We start from the raw sequence: 21,751 nt of genomic DNA on the forward strand, positions 1-21,751 counted from the left end.
ATGTTATCATTATATATTGTTTTATGCATGTTAATTGTATAAAATGACACAAGTATCCACATTACATAAAGGAGGCTTATTATGCAAAAAATATTTAACTGGGTTAAATGTATGAGTATCAATAAAAAATTAATCATTTCATTCTTTATTATTTTAACTATACCAGGAATTATTATTGGTGGTGTTTCATATCAAACTGCCAAAACAAATTTTGAACATCAAATGACAGCTAAAGCAAAGGAGAATATTTCGATTTTAAATACTGTTATTTCTCAAAATATAGAAGAGAAATTTGTTGATGCGACGTACTTTGCAGACATCTTAACAGAAGATACATATCTAAATGGACAGGAAGAAATAGTAAGAACGAAGCTAGCGCAATATATAAAACTTCATCCAGAAGTAGAAGGTATTTATATTGGAACAGAGACGGGAAAGTTTATAAGAGAACCATTTATCCAAATGGCTGATGGATACAATCCAAGAGATAGATCTTGGTATAAAGAAGCACATGAAAATAAAGGGAAAGTAATTGTTACTTCACCATATCAATCAGCATCTACCAAAAATATGGTAGTGACAATTGCTAAAGAAGTAAAAGATGGTAAAGGTGTTATAGGAATTAACTTAAATTTAGATAACATCTTAAAAATTTCCAAAATGATTAATATTGGTGAAAAAGGTTATGCAGTTATTTTAGATCAAAATAAGCAAATTGTTAGTCATCCATCTAGAAAACCAGGTGCAAAAGTTACTGATCCTTGGATTAAACCAATTTATGAAGAAAAACAAGGAAATGTGTCTTATACAGAACAAGATGATAAAAAGAATTTAATCTTTGCAACAAATGAGAAAACAGGCTGGAAAGTAGTTGGTGTTATGTTCGATGAAGAAATTAACCAAGCTGCCAGTCCAGTGTTTTATAAGACTTTGATTGTCATTGCTATTGCTATTGCATTTGGTAGTATATTAATTTATTTCATTACAAAGTCTATTACAGGGCCATTACGAAAAATAGCTGAATCGGCATATAAAATTAGTAAGGGAGATTTAACAGAGAAAATTACAATCCATTCCAAGGATGACATAGGGAAATTAGGGAATTCATTTAATGAAATGTCTATGTCTTTACAGGATGTTATTACCCAAATTAGCTTTTCAGCAGAACATGTTGCAGCATCGGCTGAAGAGTTAACAGCGAGCGTACAGCAAGCAAATGATGCGACAGATCAAATTACAATTGCGATGGAACAAGTATCAGGTGGGGCTGAGTCACAAAGTCAAGGTGTTGAAGAAGGTGCGGCTACATTACAACAAGTAAATACAGCAATTCAAGATGTAACTGGAAGCGCAGAGTCAATTTCTATTTCCTCATTACATGCCCGTGAAAGAGCTGAAGAGGGAGAAGATTTAGTTGAACAAACCGCAAAACAAATGCAGTCTATTTCTAGGTCGGTATCCGAGTCAGATGCTATTATTAAACTTCTTGATGAGAAATCAAAGCAAGTAGGAGCTATTTCTGAAGCAATTCAAAACATTGCAACTCAAACAAACTTATTAGCTTTAAATGCGGCTATTGAAGCAGCAAGAGCAGGTGAACAGGGACGAGGATTTGCTATTGTAGCAGATGAGGTTAGAAAATTAGCAGAGCAATCAGGAGAGTCATCTGGAGAGATTGCAAATTTAATTGCAGAAATTAAGGCGGATATTGAACATACTGTTAAGGCGATGGATAATGTGAATGGAGAAGTTCAACAAGGCCTTGATGTTGTAACAAAAACGAAAGTAAGTTTTACGGAAATTTTAAGTTCTACTACACATATTGTTTCTCAAGTTAATCAAATGGTAGAAACAACGAAGAGAATTGCTGGAGATGCAAATGAAGTGACAAATGCTATTGATGAAATTGCAGCTGCTGCAGAAGAAAATACAGCTAGTATGCAAAGTGTTGCAGCTTCAACAGAAGAACAGGTTAATTCCATGGAGGAAATTAGTTCAGCTTCGCAAAACTTAGCTGAGATGGCAGAAGAACTACAAGCGATGACTAGTAAATTTAAAGTATAATAACAGCAGATAAGTAAGGTGAAAATAATATCACCTTACTTATTTTTCTATTCAGCAATTAGGGGAGTCATTAACAGGATGAAAAAAAGAAAAAGACTATGGAATTTATGGAAAACGATTACATTGTTAGTTTGTACAGTTGTAATTTTTTCTTTACTTGTGACAGATATATTAATTAGTCATAATGTAGAACGGACGACGGAGGATAGCCAAGCAGAGAAAGCAAAAACAATTGCACACATTGTGGCGAATGATTCGATTGTAATCGATGGTTTGGTTGGGAAAGCAGATACCTCTGCAATCCAAACGTATACAAATAGAATATTACAAAACACAGGTGTTCAATTTATTGTAGTTATGGACATGAATGGAATAAGAAAGTCACATCCAAATCCTCAAAAAATAGGGCATCATTTTATTGGGGGAGATGAAGGGCCTGCATTGAAAGGAAAAGAACATGTATCGTTAGCAGAAGGAACTTTAGGTATTTCCATGCGAGTGTTTGTACCAATATTTTCTGAAACAGGTGAACAACTTGGAGCAGTGGCTGTTGGTATTTCAGCAGATAATGTAAAAGAGAGAGTTAAGGAAAGTAGACATATTATTTATATTGGTGTCGGAGTGGGTGTATTAGTCGGAATTATAGGAGCAATATTGCTAGCTAGACATATAAAGAAAAGTTTATTCGGTCTTGAGCCGCACAGGATAGCAAAAATTCTTGAAGAAAGAAATACGATGCTACAATCTGTAAAGGAAGGTATTATTGCTGTAGATAAAGAGGCTAGAGTAACGTTAATTAATAATGAAGCGAAACGTCTATTTAAAAAAAGCGGACTTGAAGAAGATTTTATCGGTAAAGATGTTGAGTTGTATATGCCAAATTCACGTATAAAAGAAGTATTGCAAACGGGAGAAGTACAATTAAACGAAGAACAAAATATTTATGGAATTACGATTGTGACGAATCGAGTTCCTTTATATGTAAAAGGAGAAATAGTTGGTGCAATTGCAACATTTCGTGATAAAACAGAGATTAGAAAACTAGCAGAGGAACTAACTGGTATTAGACTATATGCAGAAGCATTACGGGCACAATCTCATGAGTTTATGAATAAGATGCATGTCGTATTAGGGCTTACACATATGAAACAGTATGAAGAATTACAGAAGTATATAAGCGGCATGGTATCAGAGCATCAATATGAAATTGGTGGAGTTATGAAAAGAATAAAAAGTCCAGTATTTGCTGGTTTTTTACTAGGTAAGCTCAGCTATGCTAGAGAGAAAAATATAAAATTAATTATAAGTGAAGATTCTTACATGCCGGAAATAGATGTTGAAAGTATTACTCATGAACTTATTACGATTGTCGGAAATTTAATTGATAATGCATTAGAGGCAGTTACGAATTGTGAAAAGAAGCGAGTTGAAGTTAAGATACAACATGGGGATATACTAACTATTACAGTGCAAGATACGGGAAAAGGTATAAAAGAAAAAGAAATAGAGGAATTATTTACGAAAGGTTATTCCACAAAGGGAGATAACCGCGGTTATGGTTTGTATCTTGTAAAAGAAAGTATACAGCGAATAAATGGGGAAATTCATATGCATTCATTAGTAGGAAAGGGAACAACGATAACGATTGAAATACCTAAAGGTAGGGATGAGAGGCAAATATGATTAAAGTTTTAATTGTAGAAGATGACCCGATGGTAGCAATGTTAAATACGCATTATTTAGAGCAAGTAGGAGGATTTGAACTTGTTCAAGCAGTTAACTCAGTAAAGTCAGCGATAGAAATATTAGAGAAATCACGAGTAGATTTAGTATTACTTGATATTTTTATGCCTGAAGAGACTGGTTTTGAGCTTTTAATGTATATCCGGAACCAAGAAAAAGAAAGCGATATTATAATGATTTCAGCTGTACATGATATGGGAAGTATAAAAAAAGCATTACAATATGGCGTAGTAGATTATTTAATTAAACCATTTACATTTGAACGATTTAAAGAGGCATTAACTATATATCGAGAAAAACTTACTTTCATGAAAGAACAACAAAAAATTAGTCAATCGGAATTAGATTCATTAATTTTACAAAAAGAAAAAAGAGAGCCTACTGTGACGAAAGAGCTTCCAAAAGGGTTAACGAAGCAAACGTTGCAATTAATTTGGCAGAAGATCGAGTCTCTGAATGGAAGAGTATTTACAACAGATGAAATGGCACAATTAGTTGGAATTTCAAGAGTTTCTATTCGAAAATATGTAATGTTTCTGACTGACATTGGGGTGTTAGAAAACGAAATGATGTACCAACATGTGGGAAGACCTGTAAGTAAATTAAGATGTGTTGATCAAAAGAAAATAGAGTTTTACGTATAAGCGACTTAACATAAGTCGCTTATACTTTTTTTAATTACAAAATCAATTACAAAACTTACAAAAACTATTTTTACTATTGAAAGCGTTTTAATATTGTTATTAAGAAAACGAGGGGGTGCCATATGGGAATTCAAAAGAATGTGGAAGCGGTATCATTTTCTGAAGGAAATGAAGTACAAAGAGAATCTTTCGCTTCTAAAATTATGAATGTAAAAATCGGTGTTATACCTTTACCGTTATATGTAGTATTGGCTGCTATTATTTATGGGGCATCTGTATATAATAAATTGCCAGCAGATATGATTGGTGGATTTGCAGTTATTATGATCATGGGGATTTTCTTAGGCGATATTGGGATGAGAATTCCAATTTTAAAAAATATCGGTGGTCCAGCAATACTTTCGTTATTTATTCCATCATTACTTGTATTTTTTAACTGGATGAATCCAGCTTCAATGGAAGCTGCGACTATGTTAATGAAAAAATCGAACTTTTTATATTTATATATTTCTTGTTTAGTAGTCGGAAGTATTTTAGGAATGAACCGTAAAGTGTTAGTACAAGGTTTCGTTCGTATGTTTATTCCTTTAGTAGTAGGGACGTTAGCTTCTGTAGCGGTAGGATTATTGGTCGGTTCATTATTTGGATTTGAAATGAAGCACACATTCTTCTTTATCATCGTACCAATTGTGAGTGGTGGTATCGGGGAAGGGATTTTACCATTGTCGCTAGCTTATAGTGATATTTTAAATGAATCATCAGCAACGTTTGTATCACAGCTTATTCCAGCAGCTATTATTGGAAATATGTTCGCAATTGTAAGTGCAGGGTATATGAAGCGTTTAGGTGAGAAGAAACCGGAGCTTAGTGGTAACGGTGTATTAGTGAAAACAGACAATCAAGCAGAATTATTAAAAGAACAAAATACAGAGAAGCCAATTGACTTCTCATTAATGGGAGCAGGTTTATTAATTGCGTGTACGTTCTTCATCTTCGGAGGATTTGCTTCTAAGTTCATTGGTATTCCTGGGGCAATCATTATGATTTTCTCAGCAGCGCTTGTGAAATACTTTAAATTAATGCCAGCAAAAATGGAGCAAGGAGCATTCCATTTATATAAATTTATTTCGAAGAACTTAACTTGGCCTTTAATGGTTGGATTAGGATTGCTATATATTCCGTTAAAAGACGTAGCAGCAGTTCTTTCAGTAGGATATGTTGTTGTGTGCGCATCGGTTGTTCTTACAATGGTAGCATCAGGTTTTCTTGTAGGGAAAGTGATGAAAATGTATCCAGTTGAATCAGCGATTGTAACTGGATGTCATAGCGGTTTAGGTGGAACTGGAGATGTTGCTATTTTATCAGCTTCAAATCGTATGGAATTAATGCCGTTCGCGCAAATTTCGACTCGTTTAGGCGGAGCGGCAATGGTTGTAACAGCGACAATATTATTAAAGATGTTTTCATGATTAAACAAGCTAGCTATATTCATATAGCTAGCTTGTCAAATTAAGGGGAGATTATAAGTATGTTAGCAAATCAAATTAATGAAAGATCATTGTTATTGCATAAAGAATTAGTAGGGAAAATTGAAATTACAAGTAAAGTAGAAGTAAATTCAGCGGATGATTTAAGCCTGACGTATACACCAGGTGTAGCGGAGTCTTGTAAAGCAATTGCGGCAGATGAAGAAACGGTGTATGACTATACAGCACGTGGTAATATGGTGGCAGTTGTCTCAGATGGAACAGCGGTACTCGGTTTAGGAAACATTGGACCGAAAGCGGCTATGCCTGTTATGGAAGGAAAAAGTATTTTGTTTAAGAAGTTTGCGAATGTAGATGCTTTCCCATTATGTTTAGGCACAACGGATGTAGATGAAATCGTTACCCTTGTGAAAAATTTAGAGCCTACATTTGCAGGGATTAATTTAGAAGATATTGCAGCACCGCGTTGTTTTGAAATTGAAAAACGATTAAAAGAAGAAACGAATATTCCTGTATTCCATGATGATCAACATGGAACAGCTATTGTCGTTTTAGCAGCTGTTATTAATGCATTAAAAGTTGTTAGCAAACAAATGGATAATGTGAAAATCGTTATTAACGGTGCGGGTTCGGCAGGAATTGCAATTGGAAAATTATTATTAAAGGCTGGTGCAAAGCACATTACGCTAGTTAGCCTAGAAGGTATTGTTTGTGAAGGTGAAACATGGATGAACGAAGCGCAAATTGAAGTTTCAAAAAAGACAAATCGTGAACATGTGCGTGGAACGTTAAAAGAAGCGATTAACCAAGCTGATATTTTTATTGGCGTATCTGCTCCTAACGTATTAACGAAAGAACTTGTACAGACGATGAATGAGAAAGCAATTGTGTTTGCAATGGCGAATCCAATTCCAGAAATCTTCCCTGAGGATGCATTAGAGGCTGGGGCAGCTGTAGTAGGAACTGGGCGCTCGGATTATGCGAATCAAGTAAATAATGTATTGGCGTTTCCCGGAATATTCCGCGGTGCGTTAGATGTGCGCGCAACTGATATTACAGAAGAGATGAAATTAGCGGCAGCATATGGGATCGCTAACATCATTACTGATGAAGAACGTAATGCGAATTATGTAATCCCGAATCCATTAGATAAAAGAGTTGTTCCAAGTGTTGCGGAAGCAGTAGCGAAAGCAGCTATTGATTCAGGCGTGGCACAAATTACGAAAATACCACGTTATTAATAGCTAAAAGCAGTGCCTAAAAGGCACTGCTTTTTTGAGATAAGAAATCAAAATAATGAAGAAGTGTAGAATTATTTATGTTTCTTCACTATTTATTTAATTCCATTGCAACTTGTTTACCATTCACTAAAACCTCAGTTACTGCTACGATTACTTCTATCATTTTTTTCATCTCTCATCTCTCCTCGCTTCATTTCTTACTTTAAGTATAAGAGAAGAGAGATAATTCAACTATCGAAGTACATGACGTAGAAATTACATTGTTGTAAGAAAGTGGTTTATTTTTGTCACTTTACTTAGCGGTGATTACAAACTGATCATAATATTTTTCATTCACATAGATATTTAATAACCATAATCCAGATGAAGGTAGTGACATGGCGAGAGGGAGTTCGCTTGTAGTAGAATTGATTGTATTTGAAGTAGTCCAAGTTTGTTTGGAAATTTCTTTTTGAAAGAGTACTGGTGTTGGAGTTACAGATCCTTGTTTTAGCGCAATAATAGACAATTTTCCAGTAGGTATTTCAGAATCTAGAAAGTACCACATTATTTCATTTTGTTCATTTGCGATAATAGGACTATCAGCCATTGCGATTTTTCCTTCGATGCCTTTTAAAGGTATTTTTCCGTCTATGAATGAGGGGGCTTCTTCCCAATTTACATCTTTTAAAACACTAAGGTGAAAGAAGGAAGGTGCGTTCACTTGAGTGGATGAAGTTGCTATTACGTCTTTTTTTTGTTCTTTTGAATCCGGTTGAGTTTGTGTGCATCCAGTGATGAGGAGGGAGAGAAGTAGCATAGTTCCGATTTTTTTCATGGTGCCACACTCCTAGTTTTTATTGTTAGTGTAATTGTATTTGCTAGAAGGCGGGACAATTCCTTTAAAGTATAAAAAGAGGTCGTAAGTTTTGTACGACCTCTTTTGACATTTTTTATCCCGTAAAGCCCGATTGGTGTAGGTTAATAATCAGTGGGAGATAGCCCCACTAATTAAAGTTTCATTTTATATTTGTTCCGTTGTATAGGTTGGTTCGGTTTCTTTTTGAGGCATCGTCAAAAAAATAACGGACAGAACGATACATACGCCGCCTAATAATTGGTATGCTCCAAAAGCTTCATTTAGCCAAGTGATTGAAACGATGGCAGCTACAAGGGGTTCAATGCTAGATAAAATGCTTGTTTCTGTTGCTGCTAAATATTTAAGACTACCGATATATAGAAGGAAAGAAAGGGTACCACTAACAATGATAAGAATAAGCATAGAAAAAGTTTTCAGTGTAAGGGTTTGTGAAAATTGATTCCACCCGAATGAACGATTATAAATAAGTAGTGCAATTCCTCCGATTAACATCCCCCAACCAATTACTACAGTTGTCCCGCATTCTTTAATGAGAGAAGCCGGATGAAGGGTATAAAATGCAAATCCGATTGCTGTTAATAGTCCAAAAATAATAGCTTCTTTAGATAAAACAATATTTTCAATTGAGCCATTTGTAATAATAAAGTATGTTCCTATTAGCGCGGCTATAATTGCGAATAGTTGCATGGAAGCAGGGAATTTTCTTTGTTCAAATGCAACATACACGGTAATAAGAACAGGACCTAGAAATTGAAATAGCGTTGCAGTGACCGCGTTACTAATATGAACCGTTTCGATAAAGGCGTATTGTGCACCGAGCATGCCGAGAATAGAGAAAATAATAAGTTGTATAGAATATCTAGGATGTTTCCAAATTTGAAATATGTTTTGTTTCTTTATAAGTAAGAAAGACAAAATAAATATTCCTGCAAGTAACAATCGAATTGTTAAAAAATCAATTGAGGATACATTAGTATGCTGAAATAGCCACTGAATCATTGGACCAGATAATCCCCATAATGTAGCCCCTGTAATAATCATAATGAGTCCGATACGTCTACCATTGTTCATTATCATGTTTCTCCTCTCCGGTATTTGATTTTTGATGTGTGACATGATAAAAGGAATTATATATAAAATCTGGTACTGTAAAAAGTATCAGATTTTAATTTTATTAAGGGGTCAGATATTATGTTAGAATTAACGCCTAATTTAAATGTGAATAGTAAAAAGGCATTGTATGTGCAATTGTATGAGTATATAAAAAAAGAGATTAAAGATGGATCGATTGTCCCTTTTACGAAATTACCGGCTAAGCGAAAGTTAGCGATACATTTACAAGTAAGTAAAAATACAGTAGAGGCAGCCTACGAACAATTACTTGCAGAAGGTTATATTGAATCGATATCGAGAAAAGGTTATTTTGTATGCAAGATTGAGCAAATGGTTCATGTAGAGGATAGCGAAGAGAGGATAGAAGAAGTCCCGTTTCAGGAGAAGTGTTATAAATTTGACTTTACACAAACAGGAATTGATACAAATGCTTTTCCATTTAATATGTATCGGAAAATTGTAAATGAAGTATGGCAGCCGCATAATAACGAACTTCTCTTTCTAGGACACCCTCAAGGGGAAGCAAGCTTAAGAGAAGAGATTACGAATTATTTGTATGAATCTAGAGGTGTGCGTTGTTCAGCTAGTCAAATTGTATTAGGAGCGGGAACACAAATATTAGTGAAACTATTGTTTCAATTGTTAAAGGGAAGCAATTATGCAGTTGAAAACCCAGGGTATCATAGGAAGATGGTTGTTTTTGAACAGGGAGAAGCAAGAGTCAAAATGTTATCTTTAGATAGAGATGGAATTTGTATTGCAGATTTAGAAAATAGCAATGCGAATGTTGTATTTGTTACACCTTCCCATCAGTTTCCATATGGAATGATTATGCCTATTACGAGAAGGATGCAGCTTTTACAATGGGCAAAGAAAGAAGAGAGCAGGTATATTATTGAAGATGATTACGATAGTGAATTTCGTTATTCTGGAAAGCCTATACCGGCGCTGCAAGGGTTAGATACAGAGGGGAAAGTTATTTATATGGGGACGCTATCTAAAGCATTATTGCCATCGCTACGGATGAGCTATATGGTGTTGCCGAAGAAATTAATTAAAAAGTATCAACAGCAATATTTATTTTATACACAAAGTGTTTCAAGAATAGATCAAGAAGTGATTAGAAGATTTTTAAATGAAGGATATTGGGAAAAACATATTCATAAAATGCGTGTTGTCTACCGAAAGAAGAGAGATAGACTTGTTTTTGAAATAGAGAAGTATTTCTCTAATCGTGTTGAAGTGATAGGAGAAGATTCGGGATTACACATTTTATTAAAAGTGCATAATGGAATGCGGGAAGAAGAATTAATTCAAGAAGCTGCGAAATATAGTATTAAAATATATCCTGTGTCTACGTACTATAAAGACGGTATGGCGCCTGAGAGTGTAGTTTTACTTGGGTTTGCGATATTATCAGAGGAAGAGATTGCGAAAGCGATTCAATTATTACACACGGCATGGTTTACAAGAAAGTAAAAAACATCCTCCAAACATGAGGATGTTTTTTATTATTTATTTTCATCTAAGAATAAGACCATATGCTCTTCGTCCCAATATTGTCCGTTATATTTTAATGAACGTTCTTGTACACCGAATGTTTTAAAACCTAATGATTCATAAAGTTTTTTCGCTCCATCGTTGCCAACAACAACATCAAGCATAACTTGTTCTACTTCTAAAGATTTAGCAAGCTCAAGACATTCTTTAATAAGTGCTTTTCCTGCTCCAAGTCCGCGTGCTTTTGGAGATACATATACAGAACCGATTTTAGCTTTATGTTCTTGTTTTACATATGGTTTCGTTTCCAGTGTTGCAACCCCGATTAATTTTCCATCTTTAAATGCACCTAGCGTATAGTTTTCATCTTGTGCTAATTTTTGTGCTTTATATTCAATCGCACACTCTTTATTAATAATATCTTCATAAGAAGAGCTGAATGCTTCAGGGTTTTGCTTTAATCCTTCTACGCGAAGTTCTAAGTAAATTTCTGCTTCGTCTTTTGTTAATACATGGATATCCAATTATATCACCCTCCAAATCTTTGCAAATGTACCTTTATTTTATATTGAAATAAGAATAATTTCAAAAGCTTAGCTTATATGAGCTGTTTTTATGAACAAAATAACACCAGTAGTGTTTACTACTACTGGTGTTTTCACACGCATATTATTCAAAAGGTAGCTCGATTATAAAGTTTGTTCCCGCTTCTAATTGGCTTGTTACTAGAATAGAACCGTTATGCAATTCTACAATTTCCTTTGCAACAGCTAGCCCGATGCCTTTTCCGCCTGTAGCTCGTGTTCTGGATTTATCAACACGATAAAAACGGTCAAAAATATGCGGGATATCTTCTTCAGGAATACCTTCACCTTCATCTTGTACACTTATTGTAAAAGAATATGTTTCCATGAGTACACGTATCGTAATGGATGTGTTTTCTGGCGAATGTTGATAAGCGTTGTGTAATAAATTTAACATAACTTGTTCCATACGTCTTTCGTCTATACAAACTTCTAAATCATCTTTGCAATATACATGAAGTTGCATTTGCTTATTCGTTAATGTTGTTTTTGTTTTTTCAACCATTCGTTCTAAAAATGGCTGAAGAAGCACTTTTTGTTTTTTTATAACAAATTGGTGTTGTTCTAATTGTACAAGCATAAATAAATCTTGGACGAGATCGGTTACACTATCCGTTTCATCCTCAATGATTTGTAAGTATTCTTCTCGCTCCTCTTTTGTTAAAGAGTCTCTCTTTGCTACCTTTGCATAACCTTTCATATAGGTCAATGGAGTTAATAGTTCATGAGCGACACTAGCGAGAAATTCATTGCGCTCTTTTTTCATATACGTAAGCTCACTCGATAAATCTTCAATTGTTTTTGCTAAACTTCCGAGTTCATCATTTCGTTTAATACCTAATTGAATTGGCTTGTTTAATTTTGACATTTTTTCTGTCGCTCTCTTCATTTTTATAAGAGGATCTGTAATAAATTTAGAAAAAACAAAGACAGAAATAGTTGTTAAAATAATCGTCAAAATACTAATGATAAGAAATTGATGCAGGAGTTTAAGTAACATCTTTTCTAAGAAAGATGTTTTTAATAACATATGTAAATTACCTTGAAATCCTTGAATTTCAAGTGGACTTACTGTTGAGATGAATTTTGATTTTTTCCAGTTTCTTTCTACAATTAACCCGCTTTTTGGAATAGATTTTGTTTTACAAATAAGTTGTTTTTGCATTTCTTTCGTTATGGGTTCTGAGTTAGAAATAATTTTGCCGTTATTGTCAGTTATAATGATTGTGATATCAGTATTAGCAATTAATTCGGAACCGATTAAATCTTCAGCCGCATGCTCGATAGTGAAATCCTGATACCGAGGGTGTTTAGGACGTTCTGTGTATTGCTGTTGTTTAGAATGATCATTCCATCTTGCACGGTTTACAATCTTATCACGATACCGATTACCTTTCTCTAATAGAGCATCGGTTTCTTCTTTCACACGCATTGTTGAAAGGCTTTTATAAAAAGATACGAAAGCAATTGTTTCAATACATAAAGCTAATATTAAAAAGTATGTCCCAATTTTAAGGGAAAGTTTACTCATTTTCTCACCATACCTTATTCATAATAAAGAGTCAGTGGTATACGATTTCCCACTGACCGAAGTAATTATTCACTTTTCCATTTATATCCGACTTTATAGACCGTTTCTAGGTAATCTTCAATAGGAAATCCTTTTTTGCGTAGTTTATCACGGATATTACGAATGTGTGAATCAATTGTTCTATATTCGATATCTGTTTCATAGCCCCAAATTTTTTCGATTAAATCATCTCGGCTATAAGCACGGTTTGTATTTTGCAAAAATAGTCCGAGTAACGAAAATTCGATAGGAGTTAGCGAGATTTTTTCATCGTACACTGTGACGGTATGTTTCGTTTTATCCCACTCAATACCATTGAAACTAACAAAGCCATCTTTTTTTGTACGGCGTAATATAGCCTCGATTCGTGCGACTAATACATGCTCATCAAATGGTTTTGTAATATAATCATCTGCGCCCATCGTGAGGCCTTTCACCATATCGTAGTTTTGGTTGCGAGCTGTTAACATAATGATAGGAACGTTAGAAATTTGACGAATTTGATAGCAAGTATCCCATCCATCCATATTCGGCATCATAACATCTAATAAAATAATATCGAATTCTTTTTGTTCGATTAATTTTAGTGCTTCAAGGCCAGAGGTAGCTTTCATACAAAAATAGCCGCGAGGGCTTAAGAATAGATCTAATAATCGTAACATACGTTCTTCATCGTCTACTAATAAAATTTTTACCATAATCTTGTGCACCCCAAACTGTTCATTCTACTTGTATAGTTTACATGAAAATAATAAAAAACTCTTTTTATGTGATTGAATGGAGGGATGATTTTTTCGCTCGGAGTAATTGACATAAAAAATGCACTAGTTTTGCACAACTATTTTTTATAATAAAAAACGTAGCGACACAAAATACCCTATGTTGCGACATAACGTCATGTCATTTTATTTATAAAATGACAATTCCATTCTATTGTGTATGTGAGATAGAGAGGGTTTTCGTATTCACCTCGCATCGGATAAGAAAAATTTCCTATCTCACACTTTTTTTAAAAGGAGATCATACACATGAATTCAAAAGAAGAAATTTCAAAAAAAGAAAAGCAAGATCGTAATACGGTTGTCATGTGCATTGCCGTATCTATGGTTATTATTATAAGTTGTGTAAATAAAATTTTGGGGATTTTATAATATAAAAAAAGCTGATTGCTTCTTAAGAAGCAATCAGCTTTTTTCATTGTTAGGGGAGTATTCCTATATGATAAACCAAGGTAAAATTGCTAACCCAGAAGTTACAATTGCTGTAGTAAATATTAAAAGCATAGCTCGTTTGTTTTGTTTCATGTCACATTCTCCTCTACATATCAAGTACATGCGATCAGCGTGGGATATAGTTCCCCACTGAGTAAAGTTTCACTTTATATTTTTAGTATAATGAATGGTAAGGATTGGTACGATCGATAAAGGTGACATGAAGATTACATTGTTGTAATGCAAAAAAACATCTTTCTTATTAAGAAAGATGTTTTTGGAAAACTACCCCGCAAAAGCCCGATTGGTTCAGCTAATACTCAGTAGGGGATGGAAAAATCACCCACTGAGTAAAGTTTCACTTTATATTGAAGTATTAATCATTTAAGAACAGAACCATATGTTCCTCGTCCCAATATTGACCGTTATGTTTTAATGAACGCTCTTGTACGCCGTAAGTTTGGAAACCTAATGACTCATATAATTTTTTTGCTGCATCGTTACCAACTACAACATCGAGCATAAGTTGTTCTACATGTAATTTATCGGCATTTTCAATAATTGCTTTAATTAGAGCTCGTCCTGCTCCAAGGCCACGCGCTTTTGGAGAAACAAAAACGGAGCCAATTTTTGCTTTATGTTCTTGTTTAATAAATGGTTTTGTTTCTAAAGTAGCGATACCAATTAAATCATTATCTTTGAAGACACCTAGAGTATACTTATCCGGATTGCTTAATCGTTTAGCCATAGCAGCCACAGGATTTTCATGTTTAAGAACATCTTCATAAGAAGAGCTAAAAGCTTCCGGATTCTTCGTTAAACCTTCCATACAAACTTTTAAATATATTTCTGCGTCCTCTGTTGTTAATAAGCGAATTTCCATAGTTGTAACCTCCCTGGTGGATTTCAAATAAATCCATTACTTTTATAAGATTGAGTATATGTTTTGTTAGTATTCTCTTTTAATTTGTAAAAGAATGAAAAGATATATGCTACAATGTTTTGTTTTAATTATGTAATGAAATTATATATTAACTTTGTTAACTATTCAAGTGTTTAATATGTTACATTTTTATAACTAAAATAACTCCTCGATTGAGGAGTTATTTTTTAAACATTGGATTGATAGCCATCAATTCGTTTTGGATGTGTGTAAATATTACAAGATTCATTTCTAATAAACCCTACGACTGTAATGCCTAAATCATGGGCAAGTTGCAATGCCAGTTTTGTTGGAGCGGATTTAGATAGAACAATTTCACATCCGATTTTTGAAACTTTGAGTAAAATTTCGGATGAAATACGTCCGCTAAATGCGATGATTTTTCCTTTAATGGATATATCGTTACGCAAACAATGACCATATATTTTATCTAATGCATTATGTCTTCCAATATCCATTCTTGATAGGAGGATATTGTTTCGATCACATAGCGCGGTATTGTGAACACCGCCAGTTTGGCGAAATGTAGTAGAAGATTGTTGCAAGGTATTCATTAAATGAAAGCATTCTTCAGGAGTAATTTTTACATGTATATCATGTAAGTCTTTTGCTTTTGCTGCGTCGTTTACGAAAATAAAACCTTGTCTACCTTTTCCGCAGCAAGAAGTGATGTATCGTTTATTATATAAAGTTTGATAGAGCGGATTCACTTTTGATGATTTTACATGGACAATTCCGTTATCTTTTTGAACCCATAGTTCTTCAACATCTTTATAGGAAGAAATAATCCCCTCAGAAATTAAAAAACCAATTACCATATCTTCAATATAATTTGGTGTACATACGACTGTTACATATTCTTCACCATTCAATTTAATAGTAATAGGAGATTCTGTAACAATCTCATCAAGTTGTTTTGAAAATGTACCAGATTGATAACGTACAATTGTATAAGTCTCTTGCGTAGGCCCCATATTTCATTCCCCTTTTATATGTATTTATCTCCCACATTTATCATAAAACAATGGAAAAAATAAAAACACCTATTAACAAGAAGATCACAGATTATTTTGGTTATTATTGTATATGTACGATATAATAGAACTGTAGAATAGTGATATTTTCAAGCTTTCGTAGTTATACCTTATAACATCTAGAATCGACTTCATAAGAAAGTATTTGGGTAGAGCGTTTCAAAAATATGTACAGTAATGCGATTTTGAAAACGGATTCATAATTGTGTTGTACAGTTGGTTGTAAGGAGAGGGGAAACTATGGCAGAACAGACAGTCCGTGTAACCGTCGATGGTAAAGAATTTTCTGCATCAGGTGAAAAGACGATACTACAATTATTTAACGAGAGTAATTTGGAACATCCTCAAATTTGTCATGTACCAGAAGTAGATCCAATTCAAACTTGTGATACGTGTATTGTAGAAGTAAATGGAAAGTTATTGCGTGCTTGTTCAACGAAATTAGAGAACGGTATGCATATCGAAAGACAGTCCCAGCGTGCAAAAGAGGCACAGACTGAGGCAATGGATCGAATATTAGAAAATCATCTATTGTATTGTACCGTTTGTGATAACAATAATGGTAACTGTAAAGTCCATAATACAGTACATATGATGGGAATTGAGGAACAGAAATATCCGTATGAGCCAAAAGTAAGTGCGTGTGAAGTGGATATGTCACATCCATTTTATCGATATGATCCAAATCAATGTATTGCTTGTGGGCAGTGTGTAGAAGTATGTCAAAACTTACAAGTGAATGAAACTATATCGATTGATTGGAGCTTAGACCGTCCACGTGTTATATGGGACAATGGTGTAAGTATAAATGACTCATCTTGTGTAAGTTGTGGGCAGTGTGTAACAGTATGTCCATGTAATGCGTTAATGGAAAAAACAATGCTGGGTGAAGCTGGATTCATGACAGGATTGAAACCGGATGTGTTAGATCCGATGATTGATTTTGTAAAGGATGTAGAGCCGGGATATAGTAGTATTTTAGCAGTTTCAGAAGTAGAGGCTGCGATGCGTAAGACGAAAGTGAATAAAACAAAAACAGTTTGTACATTTTGTGGTGTAGGTTGTTCATTTGAAGTATGGACGAAAGACCGCCACATTTTGAAAGTGCAGCCTGTTTCAGATGCGCCGGTTAACGGTATTTCCACATGTGTAAAAGGCAAATTTGGATGGGATTTTGTAAACAGTGAAGATCGTATTACAAAGCCATTAATTCGCCAAGGAGATACGTTTGTTGAAGCTTCATGGGAAGAGGCTCTGGAAGTTGTTGCATCCAATATGCAGCATATTAAATCAGAATATGGAAGTGATGCATTTGGATTTATTTCTTCTTCGAAAGTAACGAATGAAGAAAATTATCTTATGCAAAAACTAGCCCGTCAAATATATGGAACGAATAATGTAGACAATTGTTCCCGTTATTGTCAATCTCCAGCAACAGACGGTTTATTTAAAACTGTCGGTATGGGCGGGGACGCTGGAACAGTGAAAGATATTGCGGAAGCAGGCCTTGTCATTATCGTTGGAGCAAATCCAACAGAAGGACATCCTGTACTTGCAACGCGTGTAAAACGTGCTCATAAATTACATGACCAAAAATTAATTGTGGCAGACCTTCGTAAACATGAAATGGCAGAGCGTGCGGATTTATTCATTCATCCGCGCCAAGGAACTGATTACGTATGGCTCGCTGGTATTACGAAATATATTATTGATCAAGATTGGCACGATAAAAAGTTCATAGCTGAAAATGTGAAGAATTTTGATGAATATAGCAAAATGGTAGAAAAGTATACGCTTGATTATACAGAAGAAATTACGGGGATTTCGAAAGAAAATCTGAAAGAAATGGCTCGTATGGTATATGAAGCAGATGGTACTTGTGTACTTTGGGGAATGGGTGTAACTCAAAATACTGGAGGAAGTACAACTTCAGCAGCAATTTCAAATCTATTGCTTGTTACGGGTAACTATCGTCGTCCTGGTGCAGGAGCATATCCATTACGCGGACATAATAACGTACAAGGCGCTTGTGATATGGCAACATTACCAAACTGGCTTCCAGGTTACCAAGCGGTTTCAGATGATGCGCTCCGTGCGAAATTTGAAAAAGCATACGGTACTACAATTCCGAAAGCACCAGGTTTAAATAATATTGCAATGTTACTTGCGGCAGATGAAGGAAAACTGCGTGGTATGTATGTTATGGGTGAAGAAATGGCTTTAGTAGATTCGAATGCCAACCATGTACAACATATTTTAGCGAATTTAGATTTCCTTGTTGTTCAAGATATGTTCTTATCGAAAACAGCTCGTTTTGCTGATGTTATTTTACCGGCAGCACCAAGCTTAGAAAAAGAGGGAACATTTACGAATACAGAGCGCCGTATTCAAAGATTATATGAAGTATTGAAGCCGCTTGGTGATTCAAAGCCAGACTGGTGGATTTTACAAAAAGTAGCTCGTGCACTTGGCGGGGACTGGAATTATGAAAGTCCAAGTGAAATCATGGATGAAATTGCATCGCTTGCACCTTTATATTCTCAGGCAACATACGATCGTTTAGAAGGATGGAATAGTTTATGTTGGGGTAGCCATGATGGTAGCGATACACCGCTATTATATGTGCATGGATTTAACTTCCCGGATAAACTAGCTCGTCTATCATTAGATGAATGGGTACCACCAGTTGTAGCGCCAGATGAGTATGATTTACTTTTAAATAATGGACGTATGTTAGAACATTTCCACGAAGGGAATATGACGAATAAATCGGCTGGTATTTTATCTAAAGTATCTGAAGTGTTCGTTGAAATCTCGCCTGAACTTGCCCTAGAGCGCAATGTGAAAGATGGTGGCCTTGTAGAATTAGCATCACCATTTGGGAAAATTAAAGTACAGGCACTTGTTACAGATCGTGTAACGGGGAAAGAGCTATATTTACCGATGCATGCAACGGTAAATGAAGAGGCAATCAATATTTTAACTGGAACGGCGACAGATCTTTATACGTGTACACCAGCGTATAAACAAACGATGGTAAAGATGCGTGTATTACGTGAAAAAGGGAATCGTCCGTTACCATCTTCAAACCCGAGAGATAAAAAGCGTAATCCGCAAAACGGTGTTGAAATCGAGCAAAAATGGCAAAGAAAACAATACGTATCACTTGTGGACTAGGGGGCGGAGATAGTGGCGAAAGAAATTACTATAATTAAAAAGAAAGTTGTAACAGAGGAAGAACAGAAACAGCAATTAGCAGATGAACTTCTAAATGAGCTATCTAATAATCGTGAAGCAGTAGAAGAAACGATGCAGCTTTTAGCACAGTTGCAGAAGGCTGGTATATTAGATGCAGCGATTAGTTTACTTGCTGCGAAGGAAGATGTTTCAAAAATCGCTGTGGAGCAATTAAATCGTGAACCAGTTAAAAATGCACTCAACAATATGATGGGGGCAGGAGAAGCGTTATCTTCAGTTGACCCAGAAATAACGAAGCAAATTACGTCCAGTTTAGTTACAGGATTGCAATTTGCAACAGATGAATTAAATAGTGGTAAAAAAACAAAAGTGATGGATTTCTTTAAAGTATTAAAAGATCCAGATATCAATAGAGCTATTACATTCGGTTTTAGCTTCTTGAAAGCATTTGGACAAGGGCTAGAGAAAAAATAGAATAAATGAAAAAGTGATGGGAAGTAGCCATCACTTTTTTCATTATATGTATAAGAGTGTTCATGTTAAGCGGAATATATTATTATTAAAAAGATGGATTAGAACTGGAAATATGGAATCCATCTCAAATATCGTTTTAGAATGTGGAGGAATATATGCAACACCGTAAAAAACTATCTATACCAGGAGTAATAGGACATTCCTTTCAAACAGTTAAATTTGCTTTTTGGAATGTATTAACTTTTCAACTTGCTTATAAATTATTAGCAGCGATTGTGTTTGTTCCACTATTTGGAATCATTTTTAATAAGTTATTGTATTTTGGTGGTTATGCAAATGCGACAAATGATGAATTATTAGCGTTTTTAAAGACGCCTTATGGCATCTTAGCAATCGTAATTTTATCATTGTTAGCACTGTTTCTTATCTTTACAGAATTTGCGGTGCTTATTATTATTTCGTATTTCGCTCATAAAAGACAGAAGGTGAAATTACGTCCGATTTTATATAAAACGGTAACGTATTTACCTACTCTTTTTACATATTGCTTACCAGGATTTATTTTATATGCTGTCGTATTGTTGCCTCTTTTAAATATGGGATATGAAACAGCATTAATCCCGCAAATTCAAATTCCTAACTTTATTACAGGAGAACTGTTTAAGACAACGATGGGACAAGTTGGTTATTACACGTTCTTTGCTGTAGTCGCGTATTTGAATCTTCGATGGATTTTCGTTCTACCTATTGTTGTTTTAGAGCAAAAACCATTTCGCGTGGCAGCACGTAAAAGTGCAACTTTAGTAAAGGAAAGCTTTTTTAAAGTACTATTCTTTTTAGTAGGGTTTTTTATTTCAATTGGAATTGTATATGTCGTGTTTTTGGGAATATATTTATTGTGCCTATGGGGTGTTTATGAATTTACAAACCCGAAAGGAACATTTGCATTATTAGCTGAATCAACGATTTCTGTATTTTTAACGAGCACATTGTATTTATTCAGCTTTATCGTGACGCCATTTTATATTATGGCGATTACGCGATTATACTTACAAAAGGTACCGGTTGAGGATGTTTTATTAGAAGAAGGATTAGATTATTCGAAAACGAAAGCAGATAAATGTTTTTTTCAAAAACATCGTTGGAAATTCATTGGCGTATACATTGTAGGAATTATTACTGCCGGAATGGTCGTTGCCTTCATTGTAACGTTTATTTCAAATTCGTATAAAGAACCGATTATTATGGCGCACCGCGGGTATATATCAAAAGGCGTAGAAAATACGAAAGAAGCTGTGCAAGGTGCTATTGATGCAAAAGCAGACTACGCTGAAATAGATGTATTACAAACGAAAGACGGTGAACTAGCGGTTATACATGATTTGAAGCTGAAACGTCTCGCAAATGCCAATGTGCATGTGTCAGATTTAACGATGGCGGAGTTAAGGCAACTTACCCTTAGTCAAGATGGACTTTCAGGACAAATAAGTACACTTGATGAAATCATTAAGCTAGCAAATGGCAAAATCAAACTTAATATAGAAGTGAAGCTTCATGGGGGCGAAAAAGATTTTGTAAACAAAGTCTTAAAAACGATTAAAGATAATGAATTTGAGAAGCAATGTGTAATTCAAACGTTACACTATCCACTTATTAAAGAGTTTAAGCGTGCAAATCCAGATATAAAAGTAGGGTATATATTGTATGCAAGTAGAGCTAACTTAAAGAATGTGAAGGCTGACTTTTACGTAGCAGAAGAATATATGTTAAATAAGAAATTAGTAAAAGAAGCAAGGAAGTTAAACAAACCAATTTACGTATGGACAGTAAATGATATGGAAAATTTAAAGGCATATTATAAGTTGAACGTAGATGGTATCATAACCGATTACCCTGAAGATGCACGTGAAACAATTAAGATGTTAAAAGAGCAAGAAGCGGAAGAAAGTGATCTGTTTGATAAAATTACTGAAACGACAGATGATTTATTTTCTAAGTTATTTATAAGTTACCCAGCTGCTGGCTAAATGCTAGCAGCTGTTTTTTTGTGAAAAGAATATATCTCTAAAGTATTGAGTAAAGTAAT

General features: G+C 34.7%; 17 protein-coding genes. 10 read left to right on the forward strand and 7 right to left on the reverse strand.

The features are described from left to right. The first annotated feature begins 81 nt into the window (after positions 1-81). From N2V80_RS02950 to N2V80_RS02970, 5 genes are all read left to right on the forward strand, one after another. Positions 82-2,064 carry a methyl-accepting chemotaxis protein gene (locus N2V80_RS02950; RefSeq protein ID WP_001169206.1) on the forward strand — a complete coding sequence of 661 codons (1,983 nt, stop codon included), beginning with the start codon at positions 82-84 and terminating at the stop codon, positions 2,062-2,064. A gap of 78 nt (positions 2,065-2,142) precedes the next feature. Then, positions 2,143-3,747, forward strand: a complete 1,605-nt coding sequence (locus N2V80_RS02955; RefSeq protein ID WP_000746422.1) for a sensor histidine kinase — start codon at positions 2,143-2,145, stop codon at positions 3,745-3,747. Next, positions 3,744-4,451, forward strand: a complete 708-nt coding sequence (locus N2V80_RS02960; RefSeq protein ID WP_000598668.1) for a response regulator — start codon at positions 3,744-3,746, stop codon at positions 4,449-4,451. The genes N2V80_RS02955 and N2V80_RS02960 overlap by 4 nt, the downstream gene beginning before the upstream one ends. Positions 4,452-4,573: 122 nt before the next feature. Beyond that, positions 4,574-5,920 (forward strand): 2-hydroxycarboxylate transporter family protein, encoded by a 1,347-nt coding sequence (locus N2V80_RS02965; RefSeq protein WP_000512722.1) that lies wholly within the window; start codon positions 4,574-4,576, stop codon positions 5,918-5,920. Positions 5,921-5,979: 59 nt separating this feature from the next. Further along, a complete protein-coding gene (locus N2V80_RS02970) occupies positions 5,980-7,179 on the forward strand; it encodes an NAD(P)-dependent malic enzyme (RefSeq protein ID WP_000880782.1) in 1,200 nt (399 codons plus the stop codon). 292 nt (positions 7,180-7,471) lie between these two features. On the opposite strand, the gene N2V80_RS02975 is transcribed toward N2V80_RS02970, so the two are convergent. Further along, entirely contained in the window at positions 7,472-7,996 is a 525-nt protein-coding gene (locus tag N2V80_RS02975) for a DUF4871 domain-containing protein (protein WP_000719695.1), read from the reverse strand. A 186-nt stretch (positions 7,997-8,182) separates the two neighbouring features. Beyond that, positions 8,183-9,109 carry a DMT family transporter gene (locus tag N2V80_RS02980; protein ID WP_001059059.1) on the reverse strand — a complete coding sequence of 309 codons (927 nt, stop codon included), beginning with the start codon at positions 9,107-9,109 and terminating at the stop codon, positions 8,183-8,185. A gap of 120 nt (positions 9,110-9,229) precedes the next feature. Here N2V80_RS02980 and pdxR point away from each other — a divergent pair, with 120 nt between their 5' ends. Further along, a complete protein-coding gene (pdxR, locus tag N2V80_RS02985) occupies positions 9,230-10,630 on the forward strand; it encodes a MocR-like pyridoxine biosynthesis transcription factor PdxR (RefSeq protein ID WP_000891925.1) in 1,401 nt (466 codons plus the stop codon). Between the two features lie 32 nt (positions 10,631-10,662). Here the strand turns inward: pdxR and N2V80_RS02990 are convergent, their stop codons facing one another. From N2V80_RS02990 to N2V80_RS03000, 3 genes are all read right to left on the reverse strand, one after another. Continuing rightward, positions 10,663-11,175 (reverse strand): GNAT family N-acetyltransferase, encoded by a 513-nt coding sequence (locus N2V80_RS02990; protein ID WP_000351212.1) that lies wholly within the window; start codon positions 11,173-11,175, stop codon positions 10,663-10,665. Between the two features lie 145 nt (positions 11,176-11,320). Further along, positions 11,321-12,766, reverse strand: a complete 1,446-nt coding sequence (locus tag N2V80_RS02995) for a HAMP domain-containing sensor histidine kinase (RefSeq protein ID WP_000041028.1) — start codon at positions 12,764-12,766, stop codon at positions 11,321-11,323. Between the two features lie 65 nt (positions 12,767-12,831). Further along, on the reverse strand, positions 12,832-13,503 hold the full coding sequence (locus tag N2V80_RS03000; protein ID WP_000238956.1) for a response regulator transcription factor: 672 nt from the start codon (positions 13,501-13,503) through the stop codon (positions 12,832-12,834). A 330-nt stretch (positions 13,504-13,833) separates the two neighbouring features. On the opposite strand from N2V80_RS03000, the gene N2V80_RS03005 reads away from it, so the two are divergent. Continuing rightward, positions 13,834-13,956: a hypothetical protein gene (locus tag N2V80_RS03005; RefSeq protein WP_061456759.1), complete on the forward strand. Its 123-nt coding sequence runs from the start codon at positions 13,834-13,836 to the stop codon at positions 13,954-13,956. Positions 13,957-14,392: 436 nt separating this feature from the next. Here the strand turns inward: N2V80_RS03005 and N2V80_RS03010 are convergent, their stop codons facing one another. Together N2V80_RS03010 and fdhD are read right to left on the reverse strand one after the other, a co-directional pair. Further along, on the reverse strand, positions 14,393-14,899 hold the full coding sequence (locus N2V80_RS03010) for a GNAT family N-acetyltransferase (protein ID WP_000405883.1): 507 nt from the start codon (positions 14,897-14,899) through the stop codon (positions 14,393-14,395). Positions 14,900-15,126: 227 nt separating this feature from the next. After that, a complete protein-coding gene (gene fdhD / locus N2V80_RS03015; RefSeq protein WP_000529230.1) occupies positions 15,127-15,933 on the reverse strand; it encodes a formate dehydrogenase accessory sulfurtransferase FdhD in 807 nt (268 codons plus the stop codon). A 300-nt stretch (positions 15,934-16,233) separates the two neighbouring features. Between fdhD and fdhF the strand changes: the two genes are divergently transcribed. The 3 genes from fdhF to N2V80_RS03030 all read left to right on the forward strand — a co-directional run bounded on the left by fdhF (position 16,234) and on the right by N2V80_RS03030 (position 21,692). Then, complete coding sequence (gene fdhF / locus N2V80_RS03020) at positions 16,234-19,170, forward strand: formate dehydrogenase subunit alpha (RefSeq protein ID WP_000840676.1); 2,937 nt, start codon at positions 16,234-16,236, stop codon at positions 19,168-19,170. A 12-nt stretch (positions 19,171-19,182) separates the two neighbouring features. Then, the gene (locus N2V80_RS03025; RefSeq protein WP_001040507.1) at positions 19,183-19,665 is read left to right on the forward strand and encodes a DUF1641 domain-containing protein; all 483 of its coding nucleotides are present in this window, start codon (positions 19,183-19,185) and stop codon (positions 19,663-19,665) included. Positions 19,666-19,820: 155 nt separating this feature from the next. Then, positions 19,821-21,692: a glycerophosphodiester phosphodiesterase gene (locus N2V80_RS03030; RefSeq protein WP_001164700.1), complete on the forward strand. Its 1,872-nt coding sequence runs from the start codon at positions 19,821-19,823 to the stop codon at positions 21,690-21,692. Positions 21,693-21,751 lie beyond the last annotated feature (59 nt).

The organism is Bacillus sp. FSL W8-0640 (genome assembly GCF_038007725.1).
Taxonomy (GTDB): domain Bacteria; phylum Bacillota; class Bacilli; order Bacillales; family Bacillaceae_G; genus Bacillus_A; species Bacillus_A cereus.